This window comes from Caulobacter sp. Root1455, from assembly GCF_001426905.1.
Taxonomy (GTDB): Bacteria; Pseudomonadota; Alphaproteobacteria; order Caulobacterales; family Caulobacteraceae; genus Caulobacter.
The window spans coordinates 242372-255727 of record NZ_LMFQ01000021.1 but is presented as its reverse complement, the minus strand read 5'-3'; the positions used below and the strand labels follow the sequence as shown (position 1 = coordinate 255727).

12 protein-coding genes are annotated in these 13356 nt (G+C 68.7%); 3 read left to right on the top strand and 9 right to left on the bottom strand.

The genetic code is table 11. The annotated features are described in order from the left end of the window. Nucleotides 1-72 precede the first annotated feature (72 nt). On the top strand, nucleotides 73-891 hold the full coding sequence (locus ASD21_RS13350) for a DUF2306 domain-containing protein (RefSeq protein ID WP_056441817.1): 819 nt from the start codon (nucleotides 73-75) through the stop codon (nucleotides 889-891). Nucleotides 892-1010: 119 nt separating this feature from the next. On the opposite strand, the gene ASD21_RS13345 is transcribed toward ASD21_RS13350, so the two are convergent. The 6 genes from ASD21_RS13345 to ASD21_RS13320 all read right to left on the bottom strand — a co-directional run bounded on the left by ASD21_RS13345 (nucleotide 1011) and on the right by ASD21_RS13320 (nucleotide 7719). Further along, a complete protein-coding gene (locus tag ASD21_RS13345; protein ID WP_056442426.1) occupies nucleotides 1011-1895 on the bottom strand; it encodes an AraC family transcriptional regulator in 885 nt (294 codons plus the stop codon). Between the two features lie 88 nt (nucleotides 1896-1983). After that, a complete protein-coding gene (locus tag ASD21_RS13340) occupies nucleotides 1984-3603 on the bottom strand; it encodes a GMC family oxidoreductase (protein WP_056441814.1) in 1620 nt (539 codons plus the stop codon). A 48-nt stretch (nucleotides 3604-3651) separates the two neighbouring features. Further along, entirely contained in the window at nucleotides 3652-5151 is a 1500-nt protein-coding gene (locus tag ASD21_RS13335; protein ID WP_056442423.1) for a TIGR01777 family oxidoreductase, read from the bottom strand. A gap of 32 nt (nucleotides 5152-5183) precedes the next feature. Next, entirely contained in the window at nucleotides 5184-5888 is a 705-nt protein-coding gene (locus tag ASD21_RS13330) for a DUF4166 domain-containing protein (protein ID WP_056442421.1), read from the bottom strand. A gap of 64 nt (nucleotides 5889-5952) precedes the next feature. Further along, the gene (locus ASD21_RS13325) at nucleotides 5953-6528 is read right to left on the bottom strand and encodes a GbsR/MarR family transcriptional regulator (protein ID WP_056441811.1); all 576 of its coding nucleotides are present in this window, start codon (nucleotides 6526-6528) and stop codon (nucleotides 5953-5955) included. Nucleotides 6529-6759: 231 nt separating this feature from the next. Beyond that, on the bottom strand, nucleotides 6760-7719 hold the full coding sequence (locus tag ASD21_RS13320) for a phosphodiester glycosidase family protein (protein ID WP_056441808.1): 960 nt from the start codon (nucleotides 7717-7719) through the stop codon (nucleotides 6760-6762). 194 nt (nucleotides 7720-7913) lie between these two features. Between ASD21_RS13320 and ASD21_RS13315 the strand changes: the two genes are divergently transcribed. Both ASD21_RS13315 and ASD21_RS13310 read left to right on the top strand, forming a co-directional pair. Next, nucleotides 7914-9407, top strand: a complete 1494-nt coding sequence (locus ASD21_RS13315) for an amino acid permease (RefSeq protein WP_056441805.1) — start codon at nucleotides 7914-7916, stop codon at nucleotides 9405-9407. Nucleotides 9408-9553: 146 nt separating this feature from the next. After that, nucleotides 9554-10306 (top strand): class I SAM-dependent methyltransferase, encoded by a 753-nt coding sequence (locus ASD21_RS13310; protein WP_056441802.1) that lies wholly within the window; start codon nucleotides 9554-9556, stop codon nucleotides 10304-10306. Nucleotides 10307-10492: 186 nt separating this feature from the next. Here the strand turns inward: ASD21_RS13310 and ASD21_RS13305 are convergent, their stop codons facing one another. The 3 genes from ASD21_RS13305 to ASD21_RS23945 form a co-directional block, all read right to left on the bottom strand. After that, nucleotides 10493-11422, bottom strand: coding sequence for a sensor histidine kinase (locus ASD21_RS13305; protein WP_235524884.1), 930 nt, complete (start codon nucleotides 11420-11422; stop codon nucleotides 10493-10495). A 237-nt stretch (nucleotides 11423-11659) separates the two neighbouring features. Beyond that, nucleotides 11660-12676, bottom strand: coding sequence for a sensor histidine kinase (locus tag ASD21_RS13300; protein WP_056441796.1), 1017 nt, complete (start codon nucleotides 12674-12676; stop codon nucleotides 11660-11662). A 239-nt stretch (nucleotides 12677-12915) separates the two neighbouring features. Further along, nucleotides 12916-13092, bottom strand: a complete 177-nt coding sequence (locus ASD21_RS23945; protein ID WP_156390623.1) for a hypothetical protein — start codon at nucleotides 13090-13092, stop codon at nucleotides 12916-12918. Nucleotides 13093-13356: the final 264 nt, after the last annotated feature.

Below are 13356 nucleotides of genomic sequence, written 5' to 3'. Positions count from 1 at the left end.
GCGAGACCCCGCGCCCGCGTCGCCGCCATCCCTGCCATCGGCCTCAGCCTGGAGGTCGCGTCAGGAGGCGCCATGTCGATCCCATCCTCGCCACCGTTCCCGCGAAGCGCCGGGGCGACCGCCCTGCGTTGGGCGGGCGTCCTTTGGTTCGCCGTCGCCGCCATCGGCCAGGCCGCCTTCATCGGCTTCATCCTCGCCTTCTATGGGGTGCGCACCGCGACCGGAAACTTCGCCGGCTGGAACGACAAGCCCCTGATCGACGGCTACATAAAAGGCGACGACGCGGGCAACATCGTCTTCGCGGCCCACGTCCTGCTGGCGTCGGTCGTGACGCTGGGCGGTCTGATGCAGATGATCCCCGGGCTGCGCCGCAAATGGCCCAGGCTGCATCGCTGGACCGGTCGGACCTTTCTCGTCGTCGCCATTTTCATGGCGCTGAGCGGTGTCTGGCTGGCGGTCGTCAGGGGAACCTATCTTTCGGTGATCTCGGCCGTCGCGATCCTGATCAACAGCCTTCTCATCCTGATCTTCGCCGGCCTGGCCTGGCGGCACGCGATCAAGCGGCGGTTCGAACAGCACCGGCGCTGGGCCCTGCGCACCTTCATGGTGGTCAGCGGGGTCTGGTTCCTGCGGGTGGGTCTGATGGGCTGGATCGTCGTCAATCGGGGGCCGGTGGGCATGACGAAGGACATGTCGGGACCGGCCGACATCGTCATGACCTTCGGCAGCTACCTGATCCCGCTGGCCTTCCTGGAGCTATACGGCGCGGCCGAGAGGAGCGCCGACGGCGTCCGCAAGGCCCTGACGGCGGCCTTGATCGCGGTCGCTTCCGGCTTCACGGCGGCCGGCGTCTTCGGAACGATCGCCTTCATGTGGGCCCCTTATGTCTGAGGATCGTCGGCGGTTACCATGGCGGCCGTACCGACCGGGTGGCAGATCGTGGCGGCCAACGCCTTGGCCGCCTGGACGGTTCGGCTCGCCGCCGAACCGTCCTTTTCGTGCGCCTGTCGTTATTTGAGCGGCAGGAACAGTTCGACGACCACCTCGTGCACCGACGCGTTCGGCGGGAACGAGAAGTGCCGCTGGCAATAGACCGGGAAGTCCCGGGCTTCCTCACCGCTGGCGGGAAGCCAATCCCGGTAAAGGTAGAGCGCTGCCGGCTCGAGGTTGTGGGTGTCGTGGACGACGCGCAGCACCGCGCAGCGTCCGCCGGGGATCTCGCCGGCCTTCATGATCTCGTCGTCGGGCGCGATCGGCCGATCGGTGCCGATGCAGAGGTCCATGCTGTAGTCGGCGGGGTTTTCGGGAATCCTTTCGGACCGGAAGATGTTGAAGGTCGAGCTCGTCTCGGGCGACAGGCCCGCGGCTTTGCGCCAGGCGATGAACCGCTCGATCGTGGCGCCGAGCGTCGCCCGGTCGCCGCGATGCTCCAGGATCGCCACCGGCGTCGGGGGGACTTGGCGGATAGAGACGTCGTCGGGGGTGTAGGTGATGTGCATGAGCTTGCTCCTGGCATTGTCCAAAGGCCCGAAGGCCGCAAGCCACGGCGCCCAGTCGGGCGATTTCCGGAACGACGAAGGCGATTGTCCGAACCTGCGCCGAAAGGCGCGGGCGAAGGCGTCCGGCGCGTCATAACCAGCTTCCATCGCGATCTCCGTGACGCTGTGAGCGTCCTTCGAGGCAAGCTGGTGCGAGGCGCGTTTCAGGCGGGCGAGCTGGACGTAGCGATGCACCGACAACCCGAAGGTCGCCATGAACTGCCGGTGGAAATGGAATTTGGAGAAGGCCGCGACGCGGCTCACCGTTTCAAGGTCCAGATCACCGTCGAGATGCTGGTCGACATAGTCCAGCACCCGCCGCATCCGAGCCTGGTAGTTTCGAAGCGCCGCCTTCATCGTCATCCTTTTCCGTGGTGGCGCCAGTTAGTCGCTCGCCGCCGGATCGCGCTCGACCGATCTTGCGGTTTGGCGTGCGTGGGGAGGCCTATCGCCGATCCTCCAGGATCATCGCCGCGCCCTTCTCGGCGATCATCACCGTGGGGGCGTTGGTGTTGCCGGAGGTGATGGCCGGCATCACCGAGGCGTCCACCACCCTCAGGCCCCGCAGGCCGCGCACCCTCAGGCGCTCGTCCAGGACCGCCAGCGGGTCGTCGGCCGGTCCCATGGCGGCCGTGCCGACCGGGTGGAAGATCGTGGTGGCCAGCGCCTTGGCCGCCGCCAGCAGCCCCTCGTCCGTCTCGATCGCCGCGCCGGGCCGGAACTCCTCGGGCGCGTAGGGGGCCAGGGCGGGCTGGCTCACGATCCGGCGCGCCCAGCGCAGCGAGGCGACCGCGACGTCGCGATCCTCCAAGGTGGCCAGGTAGTTGGGATCGATCCGCGGCGGGTCGGCCAGGCCTGGGCCGGACAGGCCGACGCGTCCCCGGCTGGTGGGGCGCAGGTTGCAGACGCTGGCGGTGAACGCCCCGAACCGGTGCAGGCCCTCGCCCCAGCGGTCCAGGCTCAGCGGCTGGAAGTGGAACTGCAGGTTCGGCGTGGCCCGGCTGGGGTCCGAGCGGCAGAACATCCCCAGCTGCGAGGGGGCCATGGTCAGGGGGCCGGACCGGCGCAGCGCATAGTCGATGCCCATGCCCACGCGCCGGATCAGGTTGGCGTAGTCGGTGTTGAGGGTGCGCACGCCCGTGACCTTGTAGACCGGCCGGATCTGCAGGTGGTCCTGCAGGTTGGCGCCGACGCCCGGCAGGTGGTGGCGTACGGCGACGCCGGCCTGCTTCAAGGTCTCCGCGTCCCCGATCCCCGACCGCTGCAGGATCAGAGGCGAGCCGATCGCGCCGGCCGCCAGGATCAGCTCGCCGGCGATGCGGGCGGTCAGCACATGGCCGCCGCACACCGCGCGCAGGCCGACGACTCGGCGCCCGTCCAGCTCGATCCGTTGAACCTCGACGCCCGTCTCCAGGCGCAGGTTGCCGCGCGCCAGCACCGGCTTGAGGAAGGCCGAGGCGGTGCTCCATCGCCGGCCCGCGCGCTGGTTGACCTGGAAATAGGACGAGCCCGAATTGTCGCCGCCGTTGAAGTCCTCGACCGCGGGCACGCCGGCCTGCACCCCGGCCTGGCGGATGGCGTCCAGGATGTCCCAGCGCACCCGGGGGTGCTCCACCCGGTATTCGCCGCCCGAGCGGTGATGGTCGCCCCTCGGCGCGATGTGGTCCTCATGGCGCAGGAAATAGGGCAGGACGTCGGCCCATCCCCAGCCCGCGAGCCCTCTCTGGCGCCAGCCGTCATAGTCCAGCGCCTGGCCGCGCATGTAGATCATGGCGTTGATCGACGAGGAGCCGCCGATCACCTTGCCGCGCGGATAGGCCAGGGCGCGGCCGTCGAGTCCGGTCTGGGCGACGGTCTCCAGCAGCCAGTCGGCGCGCGGATGGCCGATGGCGAACAGGTAGCCGACCGGAATGTGGAACCAGATCCAGTCGTCCCGGCCGCCCGCCTCGAGCAGCAGCACCTTGACCGAGGGATCGGCCGACAGGCGGTTGGCCAGCACGCAGCCCGCGGAGCCGGCGCCGACCACCACATAGTCGAACTCTCCCAGGTCGATCTCGTCCGCCATCGCGCCGAATCCTCCGTTCGCCGCGCCTTGCTCCGGGCGGTCGGGCCGTCAGGCTGGGGCAAGCGCGCGGGGTTGGGAAGCGTCCGTCCTCGGCCGGCCCGGTTTCGACGCCCCGACGATGTCGCCCAGGGCCTCGTCGAGCGTGGGATAGGTGAAGGTGAAGCCGCTGGCCAGGGCCGCCGCGGGGATCACCCTTTGCCCCTTCAGCAGCAGCTCGTCGGCGAAAGCGCCCAGGGCCAGGCGCAGCGGCGCGGCCGGGGCGGGCAGCACGGCGGGGCGGCGCAGGGCGCGGCCCAGGGCCTGGGCGAAGGCGGCGTTGCGCACGGGCTCCGGCGCCGTGCCGTTGACCGGCCCGTTCAGGCCGGGCGTGGCGACGGCGTGGGCGATCAGGCGCACCAGGTCGTCCAGGTGGATCCAGCTCATCCAGTGACGCCCGGCCCCGAACGGGCCGCCCAGGCCGAACTCGAACGGCGTCAGCATGCGCGACAGGGCGCCGCCGTCGACGGCCAGGACGATGCCGATGCGCAGGCGCACCACGCGCACGCCCAGGTCCTGGGCCGCCATCGCCGCGCGCTCCCAGCGCCGGCAGACCGTGCGCGAGAAGCAGTCGGCGCCGTCGGCGGTCTCGTCCAGCGTCTCGTCGCCGCGCAGGCCGTACCAGCCGATCGCCGAGCCGCTGACCAGCACTTCGGGACGGCGGTCCAACCGGGCGATCAGGGCGACCACGGCCCGGGTCACCGCCAGGCGGGAGCCGACGATCCGCCGGCGCTTGGCGGGGGTCCACAGGCCGTCGGAAATCGGCTCGCCGGCCAGGTTGACGATGGCGTCGACCCGCGCGTCGTCGGCGATCTGGTCCAGGGACGTGACGATCCGGATCGGGGCGGGCAGGTCGGCGGCGGCGCGCCGGTCGCGGGTCAGGGCGATGACTTCGTGTCCGGCGCCCACCAGGGCCGCGACCAGGCGGCGGCCGATCAGGCCGGTGGCCCCGGTGACCAGGACCGCCTGGCGCGGCGCCAGCGCCTGGACCAGCGGAACGGGGTCGGCGGCGACGATCCGAGCCGTCCGTCTGGCGGCGGCCAGGTCGCGCAGGCCGAAGACGACCACGCCCACGGCGGCGAGGGAGCAGAGCAGGCTCCAGACGTCGTAGAAGGTCGGGACCAGCGCGGTCGGGTTCGTCGCCCAACCGGCCAGCAGCGGGATCACCAGCGCCAGCACCACGCCGTAGTTCAGGGTCAGCAGGGTGTGGGTGATCCGCTCGCTGGCCGGCAGCTTGCGCGTGCGGTCCTCCTCGACGAAGTCCCACAGGGTCACGACCAGTTCGCCCAGCATCAGCGCGATCAGGGCCAGCGCCAGCCCGCCTTGCGGCTGGGTCCAGCCCAGGCCCAGCAGCATCACCGCATAGGACAGGTTGCGCACGCCGTGCAGCCGCAGTTCGCCGGCCTGGGACGGCCGCCAGGCCAGGCGCTCGGTCAGCTCGTGGTGATAGAGGGTGTCGAACCCGCCCATCGCCACCTGGGCGAACACCAGGGTCCAGATCAGGTCGGTCATCGGCATGGCTCCCAAGGTCTAGTGGATGTGGCCTAGTGGACGTGAGGCGGCCGCTCGCGGAACACCCCGACCTGGCGGAGCATCGGACCGAGCAGCGGATGGCGCAGGTCCAGGACGAAGGCGAAGCCGCCGTCGCCCTGGTCGATGTGGCTGATGGTCAGGGCGCCCGGCGCCAGCCAGGCCGGCAGCCGGAGGCGCAGGCCCAGCCGCCTCGGACCCAGCGCCAGGAAGTAGTGGCGGCTGTGGAAATGCAGGGCGGTCTCGTCGGCGCTGACCGACAGGGCGATGCCGAAGCCCCAGCCCAGATACTCCTCCAGGCCGGTGGGGCCGGCGAAGCGCTTGCTGCTGTGGATCACCTGCGGGAAGCCGTGGGCCTGGTTGTACATCCGGGTCCAGAACTGGCCGGCGGCCTGGCCGTCCTCGGTCACCGTCACCACGGCGGCCACGCCGAGGTCGTCGTACAGGGGCAGGGGCGCGCCGATCGGCCGGCACAGCTGGGCCAGCGCCCGGCCCGCCCAGGTGCGCCGGCTTTCGGTGATCTCGCCGACATAGGTCACGGCCATGCCGGGCCGCAGGCGCTTGCTGAACCGCTCGCGCACGGCCTGGGGCAGGCGGCTCCAGCCGGCCTCGCCCAACAGGGCGCGGAAGCGCGGGTCGCGCGGGTCGGCGGGCGTGGCGAAGGCGGGCTCCAGCTCGCCCCGGCCATGGGGCGGGTGGGTTCCTTCGAGTTCGAGCATCGCCAAATCCCCTGTTCCCATATTCCTGCTATTTCTGTCAAAAGAGAAATATCAGGCCAAATTTTTAGCTCGCCTTGTCCGGCTTGCCGCGCCCCATGCCCAGCAGGCCGACGACCTTCGAGCCCATCTTGATCAGCGACATCAGGGTGCTGGGCGGCACGCTCAGCATCTGGCCGTACCAGCTGTCGATCGTGGTGACGAAGCCGTGCATCTCCTTCAGGCGCTTGCGCGCCACGGGGCTGAGCGTCGGATCGTCCTCGGCCGCCGCCAGGACCGGACCCAGCGCCTCGACCATCGGGTCGATCTCGCGTTCCTTGCGGCCCTGGGCGATGCGGGTCAGCATCTGCCACAGGTCGGCCTCGGCCTCGTAGTGGTCGCGCCGGTCGCCCAGCTGGGGCACGCGGCGGATCAGCTTCCAGCCGATCAGCTCGCGGATGCTGTTGGAGACGTTGGAGCGGGCCATGCCCAGGCTGTCGGCGATGTCCTCGGCGGTCATCGGCTTGTCGGCCAGATAGAGCAGGGCGTGGATCTGGGCGACGGAGCGGTTGACGCCCCATTGCCCGCCCATGTCGCCCCAGCGCAGCACGAACTGCTCGACCGCGGCGGGGAGGCGTTTCGCGTTGTCTGCCGTTTCTGTCATGACAGAAATATGCGACTGGTGACGGGCGGAGTCAAGCTGGCGGTTGGCGGCCCATGGATCGGCTGTCATCCCGGACAAGCGCGATGCGCGCAGATCCGGGACCGCCGGAAGCGCGGCGTTCAGGCGTCGGTCCCGGGTCTACGCTTCGCGCAGTTTATCCTTGGGCGCGCGCAAAGCGCGTCCCGAGGGCCCGGGATGACAACAAAGGGGGCGGCAAACGGATCGGACCCTCTAGCGCCCCGAGGCCTGGACGGTCGCGGTCAGGGTCGTTCCCACATAGCGCTCGCAGCCGCTCGTCGGGCCGGACGCGTAGACCGTGCACGGCGGCTGGTAGTCGGCGGGCGTGTTCAGCAGGGCGAAGCCGGCGCCGCCGGTCGTGGCCTGGACCATGCTGGTCGATCCGCCGCCGTCGAGATTGAGCGCGGTGTTCGCCCCCAGGTGCAGCAGGGCCTGGGCGGCCTCGGCCAGCTCAAGCCCGGTGTTGGGCGAGGGCGAGCGGTCGAAGGCGACCAGCCAGAGCGTCTTGGCGTCGGCGGAGAGGCCTGCGGCCGTGCGGGCGTTGGGACCGAAGAACTCGGACTTGGGATCGCCCGGCGGCGCCACGCTCTTGCCGCCGAACACCAGCATGTGGCTGCCGGTCACGGCGGTGACCGCCCCGACGGGCACGGGCTGGCCCGGGGCGGAATAGACGATGGTCACGGAGCGGTCGGCCAGCTGCACCAGGCTGGCGTCGAACGGAAAGCCCTGCTTGGCGGGATCGGCGCCCTGGAGCGCATAGGTCTGGCCGCCGCTTGCCTCCCAGCCCGCCAACTGGGTCGGCAGACCGGGGGCGGCGTAGACGCAGCAGTTGCTGAACAGGTTGGCGTTCACGGCCACGCTGGCGCCGGTCGCGACCAGAACGTCGGACGGCAGCTGCATCACGAACCCGCTCGAACCGGGCGCGGAGGCGGCCAGCTGGATCGCGCCGGCGCCGACGTCGAGGGTCAGGACGTGCGCCAGGGCCTGGTGGGCGCCGTCCGTGTTCGTGCAGGCGACCTGGATCGTCTGGTAGCCGATCCCCGGGAACAGGGCCTTGGGCGCGTCCACCACCTTGTAACGGCAGGTCGGCGGCTGGGCCGAGGCCGCGCCGGCCGCCAGCGCCACCAGCGCTCCGAACAGGGCTGCCGCCGCCCGCGCCGCCAACGTCTTCATCTTCCGGCCCTCCCCATGGGTTGTGAGGCTCTACCAGGAATTGAGGCGCTCGTCTTGTGCGCAGGGTGACAGCCGCGCGCCGAAATAGTGAACGCCGATCTCCCAAATCGCCAAATTCGTGATCACGAAGGCTCGCCGTTCCGGTCCGATGAGGGCAACCTGCGCCTGGGACAATCGGCGAGGAGGGACGGGTGATGGGCGAGGAAACCGCCGGCGGCGGCGTCAGCTACGAAAAAGTCGGCGCCGAGTATTTCGACAAACGGGGCCTCAAGCGCTACGCGGGCGTGTTCTCGCTGTGGGCGCTGGGCGTCGGGGCGGTGATCTCGGGCCAGTTCTCGGGCTGGAACCTGGGCATGGGCGTCGGCGGCTGGGGCGGCATGCTGGTGGCCACCCTGATCATCACCGTGATGTATCTGGGCCTGACCTTCTCGATCGCCGAGATGGCGGCGGCCCAGCCGCACACCGGCGGAGCCTATAGCTTCGCCCGCGCCGCCATGGGGCCGTGGGGCGGCTTCATCACCGGGCTGTGCGAGAACGTCGAATACGTGCTGACGGCCGCCGTGGTCTGCTTCTTCATCGGCTCGTACCTGGGCGGCATCTTCGAGACGCCGGCCTGGGTTCAGCCGCTCTATTGGATCGGCTCCTACGTGATCTTCGTCGGCCTGAACGCCGGCGGCGTGGCGATGTCGTTCCGGTTCACGGTGTTCATCACCCTGCTGGCCCTGGCCTGCCTGGCGGTGTTCTGGGTCAGCGCCCTGCCGCACGCCGACTTCCTGAAGTACGCCATGAACGTCGGCCCGGGCGGGACCGAGCTGAAGGACGGCCACGGACCGTTCCTGCCGGCCGGCGTCGGCGGGGCCCTGGCCCAGCTGCCGTTCGCGGTGTGGCTGTTCCTGGCCATCGAACAGCTGCCGCTGGCGGCCGAGGAAAGCCACACCCCGGCGCGCGACCTGCCCAAGGGCATCATCCTGGGCATGCTGACCCTGATCGTCTCGGCCCTGCTGGTGCTGTGGCTCAACAGCGCCATCTCGCCGGGGACCTTCGCCCTGTCCAAGTCGGGCGAGCCGATCCTGGAGGGCTTCCGCACGATCTATGGCGGGGGCCTGGCCAAGGTCCTGGCCGCCGTCGCGGTGGCGGGCCTGATCGCCAGCTTCCACGCCATCATCTTCGCCTATGGCCGTCAGATCTATTCGCTGTCGCGGGCCGGCTACTTCCCCCGCGCCCTGTCGGTGACCCACGGGGTGCGCAAGACGCCGGACGTGGCCCTGCTGACCGGCTCGGCGGCCGGCCTGGCGGTGATGCTGGCGGTCTGGTTCATCCTCGGGGCCGAGAAGGGCGCGGCGGTGATCGGCGGGACGTTGCTGAACATGGCGGTGTTCGGGGCCATGCTGTCCTATGTGGCGCAGGGCGTGTCGTTCATCCTGCTGCGCAAGAAGTTCCCGCTGATGGAGCGGCCCTACAAGAGTCGGTTCGGCCTGACCGGCGCGGGCCTGACGGTGGTGATCTCGCTGGTGACGATCTTCTACCAGCTGAAGGACCCGATCTATCGTACCGGGGTGATCGGGGTGGCGATCTGGTTCGCGGTGGGCGTGGCCTATTTCGCCCTGTTCGGCCGCAAGAAGCTGGTGCTGTCGCCGGAAGAGGCCTTCGCGATCAGCGGCGGCAAGGCGGCCTACGAGACGCACTGACGGGGAGACCCTCAAGGACCCTCGGGAGGACGAGCGACGGGACCTGTCCCCAGCTTGTCCCCCGAAACTCGTCGTGATTTCGAATATCGATGTTCACCCAATCGACGCGACACGCTATCGAATGGGGAACCACGGTGAGGAAGCCCATGACGTCACGGTCCATGATTTCCGCCCTGACTGTCGCGCTCATGCTTGGCGTGTCGGCGCCCGGCTTCGCCCAGGTTCCCGCCAACCTGACGGCCGCTGTCGCAGATCCGGCCCGCCCGGCGGCCGACACCGCCCGCGACGCGGCTCGCCATCCGGCCCAGGTCCTCGCCCTGGCCAACGTCAAGCCGGGCGGCAAGGTGGTCGATTTCATCATCGGCGGCGGCTACTTCACCCGCATCCTGTCGGCGGCCGTCGGTCCGACCGGCACGGTGTATGCCTATCAGCCGGCCGAGTTCATCAAGTTCCAGGCCAAGTACGGCCCGGACCTCGAGGCCGTCGTGGCGGCCTACAAGAACGTCACGCCGCTGACCGACAGCCTGGTCGGGCTGGACCTGCCCGACGGCCTGGACGCGGTGATCACCGTCCAGAACTACCACGACCTGCATCTGAAGCCGTTCCCGGCCGACCTGGCCGCCAAGATCAACGCCGAGGTGTTCAAGTCGCTGAAACCGGGCGGGGTGTTCCTGGTCGTCGACCACTACGCCGCCGAGGGTTCGGACCTGTCGGCGGTCGACCCCCTGCACCGGATCGACATCGCGGTCGTGAAATCCGAGGTCGAGGCCGCCGGCTTCAAGCTGGCCGCCGAGAGTCGGGTGCTGCGCAACCCGGACGACCCGCGCACCGCCATCGTCTTCGACCCGTCGATCCGGGGTAAGACCGACCAGTTCATCCTCAAGTTCGTGAAGCCATAGGGGAGGGGGAAGGGGACACGCCCGCGCTGTCAGCCGCGCCGGGACAACAAGAGCGCCGTTCGCGAGGGCGTGTCCCCACTTTTTCCGCCTGGCGGTGCGCCAGGTTCGCATTGTCCCACGGCCCCAACCCGCCATGGACGTCGTTCCGGCCGCTCCGTCGCGGCGGCCGCGCCTCGGGCGTCGCCATCAGGTCCCGAGGCGGTCCTTGAGCATCCGCAGCGTGGCGATGACGCCATGGGTGGGCCAGTCGTAGACGATGGACCCGCCCAGCTGAGCCGACATTCCCCGGGTCACCAGCTTGCTGCCGAACCCTCCGGCTCCTTCCGGCGCCGTGACCGGCGGGCCGCCACGCTCGGTCCAGATCATGACCACGTCCTGGTCCTGCGCCGTGCATGAAACGTCCAGCGTGCCGGCTTCGACGGAGAGCGCCCCGTATTTCAGGGAATTGGTCGCCAGTTCATGGATTACCAGGGCCAGGGTGGTCGCCGCGGCCTCCCCCACGCCCATCCGGGGGACCGACACGCGAATGCGGCCGCTGAAGGCGCCCAGGTCGTCATAGGGCGCCAGAAGGACGGAAATCAGGTCTCCAAGCAGCGCGGCCTTGCCGTCGCCGCCGGGGATCGGACGAACCAGGTCGTGGGCGCGGCCCAGGGAGGTGAGACGCTCCGTCAGTTCACGCGCCATTTCCGTCGTCGTCTCGGTCGAGCGCGAGGTGATCGCGGTCAGGGCCGAGGCGATTGTCAGCAGATTCTTGACCCTGTGACTCATCTCGCCGGCCAGCAGCTCGTTGGCCTCTTCCGCCTGCTTGCGGCCGGTCACGTCGAGAAAGACGCCGACCATGATGCGGCCGATCATGCCCTGGTCGTCGCCCTGGCCGCGGGCCGAGATCCATCGGACATCGTCTTCGACCATGACGCGAAAATCGATTTCGTAGGCTCCGATGATTCCGCGCGTCGCCGCGAACGCGGCTCGAACTCGGTCGCGATCCGCGGGGTGGATGTGGGCGGACAGGTCTTCGAAACACACCGCCGTCGTGACCGGCACGCCCCACAGGCCGTAGCCCAGTTCGTCCATGATCAGTTGATCGGAGTCGACATTCCACGACCAGAGGGCCACGCCCGCCGCCTCGAGAGCCCGTCGGAGCTGCTTGGTATCCCAGACCTGAGGAGCGGATTCTGAAGCGGGCAAGGAGGGTTCTCTGGATTCAGGGGAAACGGATCAGTATCACGGCGTCACGGCCGCTCGCGATATATCGCGTCGGCCGACCGTTCAGGATCGGCCCGACAGGCCGATAAGGGTGGATGTCGGACGCTCCGGGCGGACGCGCACATCGGGTTCCAGCGAGATGACGGCCTAGATCAACAGAGCCGCCAGTGTCGGGCCAGCTTGAGCGACGTCGCCGATCTTGCCTTGATCCACACGCACCGCCGTCCCGGGATCCATGTCGATGATCTTCACGTCGGCCTTCAACTGAGCCGCCAGGGCGCGGACGATGCTCGTCCCCAGGCCCGGCGCGACGCCGCCCTTGGGCATGCCGACACCATCATCGACGACCGACAGCGACCAGCCCGTGTCCGTCGAGCGATAGGCGACCGTGATCGTTCCGGCCCGCTCCTCGGGAAAAGCATGCTTGAGGGCGTTGATCACCAACTCGGTGACCATCAGACCCAAACTCACGGACCGCTCTGAACTGGTGGAGCTGCCGTCGGCGTCGACGGTGATCGTCAACTGGTCGGGATCGCGGATCATCGAGGCGGCGATGCTGGCGCAAAGCTCGGTCAGATATTCGCCGATCAGCACCTCGGCCTCGCCGGTCGTGGCCAACTGGCGCTGAATGGCGGCCACGGACATCACCCGATTGTGGGCGCTGTGCAGATGGTCGCGGGTCTCCTCGGACTGCACCTGCCGGGCGCTCTGCAACAGGACGCTGGCGATGATCTGCAGGCTGTTGGCCACGCGATGCTGCAGTTCCTGCAACATGATGGCCTTGTCGCGCACGAGGTCGTCCTTGATCTTCTCGGCCAGACGCTGATCGGTGACGTCGGCCACCGCCAGCAACAGCAGCTGTCGCGCCGGAGGGCCGAACAGAAGATTTTCGGCGCTGAGCACCAGGCGGCGTCGCGCGCGGCCTTCGCCCTTGAGGTCCATCTCATAAGCGGGGATCTTCGCTCTGCCCGAAGCCGTGGCTTTGAGCAGCGACTTCAGTTGGGGCACATTCCATTCGCCGTTCCCCAGGGCGGTGACCAGCTGGCCCGCGACGCTTGCCGGTTCGATGCCGAAGGCCCCGCAAAAGGACGCGCTCGCGGCGATCACCGTCAGATCGAGATTCAAGAGCAGAAGCGGCTCGGACGACGATCCGATGATCGCCATGGCCAGGTGATTTCCGGCGTCACCGCCAGGTATCGAATGGGCAGCCACGCCGTCCCCCAGAGACCGGAGGCTCGCGAAGCGAAAGCCATGCCCGGTCTGAATTTTTGGAAATTCTCTAAGGTCGACAATCCGACATTGTCGAGAACTGGAGACACCTTAGCACGCTTGAGATCGTTCTCGGCAGAACTTCCAAACTATTGTCGCTCTCCGCGAACCTGCTCGTCTGGATCCGAGCGGCTTCAATAGGCGGGATGGCCCTTTTCGAGCATTTCGTCTTGCCATTCGGCCAGATCGGCAAGCCTTCGCCATTCCTTGGCCATGCGTTGGCATTCCACGATGACGGCCCCGTTCGATGAGGCTTCCGTCGCCCTGTCCATCAGATCGGCCCGTGCGCGGTATTGCTTGGCGGTCATCATGATTGGCCAGGATCTTCGGCGCCGTGAACTCGGCGCCGAACGCCTTGGTCCGTCCGGCCGCGCCAGGATGGCTCCGCCGACTTCCCGATCGTGATCTTAGCATGTGGGGGGGAGGCCATGAGACCCTCGATGACAACGTCGTTCGTCGTCGCACGGGCTCCAATTGAGGGTCTGTCACCGCGAGCACATAGTGGAACAGACGCCGTTCACATCCGCTTAGGTTGATGCGCGGGAAAGACGCGCCAGGCGCCGACAGAGTCTAGG

What these genes read in the sequence shown, in the direction of transcription:
- ASD21_RS13350 (WP_056441817.1), top strand. Translation starts at nt 73, where the DNA reads ATGTCGATCCCATCCTCGCCACCGTTCCCGCGAAGCGCCGGGGCGACC.
- ASD21_RS13345 (WP_056442426.1), bottom strand. Translation starts at nt 1,895, where the DNA reads ATGAAGGCGGCGCTTCGAAACTACCAGGCTCGGATGCGGCGGGTGCTG.
- ASD21_RS13340 (WP_056441814.1), bottom strand. Translation starts at nt 3,603, where the DNA reads ATGGCGGACGAGATCGACCTGGGAGAGTTCGACTATGTGGTGGTCGGC.
- ASD21_RS13335 (WP_056442423.1), bottom strand. Translation starts at nt 5,151, where the DNA reads ATGACCGACCTGATCTGGACCCTGGTGTTCGCCCAGGTGGCGATGGGC.
- ASD21_RS13330 (WP_056442421.1), bottom strand. Translation starts at nt 5,888, where the DNA reads ATGCTCGAACTCGAAGGAACCCACCCGCCCCATGGCCGGGGCGAGCTG.
- ASD21_RS13325 (WP_056441811.1), bottom strand. Translation starts at nt 6,528, where the DNA reads ATGACAGAAACGGCAGACAACGCGAAACGCCTCCCCGCCGCGGTCGAG.
- ASD21_RS13320 (WP_056441808.1), bottom strand. Translation starts at nt 7,719, where the DNA reads ATGAAGACGTTGGCGGCGCGGGCGGCGGCAGCCCTGTTCGGAGCGCTG.
- ASD21_RS13315 (WP_056441805.1), top strand. Translation starts at nt 7,914, where the DNA reads ATGGGCGAGGAAACCGCCGGCGGCGGCGTCAGCTACGAAAAAGTCGGC.
- ASD21_RS13310 (WP_056441802.1), top strand. Translation starts at nt 9,554, where the DNA reads ATGACGTCACGGTCCATGATTTCCGCCCTGACTGTCGCGCTCATGCTT.
- ASD21_RS13300 (WP_056441796.1), bottom strand. Translation starts at nt 12,676, where the DNA reads ATGGCGATCATCGGATCGTCGTCCGAGCCGCTTCTGCTCTTGAATCTC.
- ASD21_RS23945 (WP_156390623.1), bottom strand. Translation starts at nt 13,092, where the DNA reads ATGATGACCGCCAAGCAATACCGCGCACGGGCCGATCTGATGGACAGG.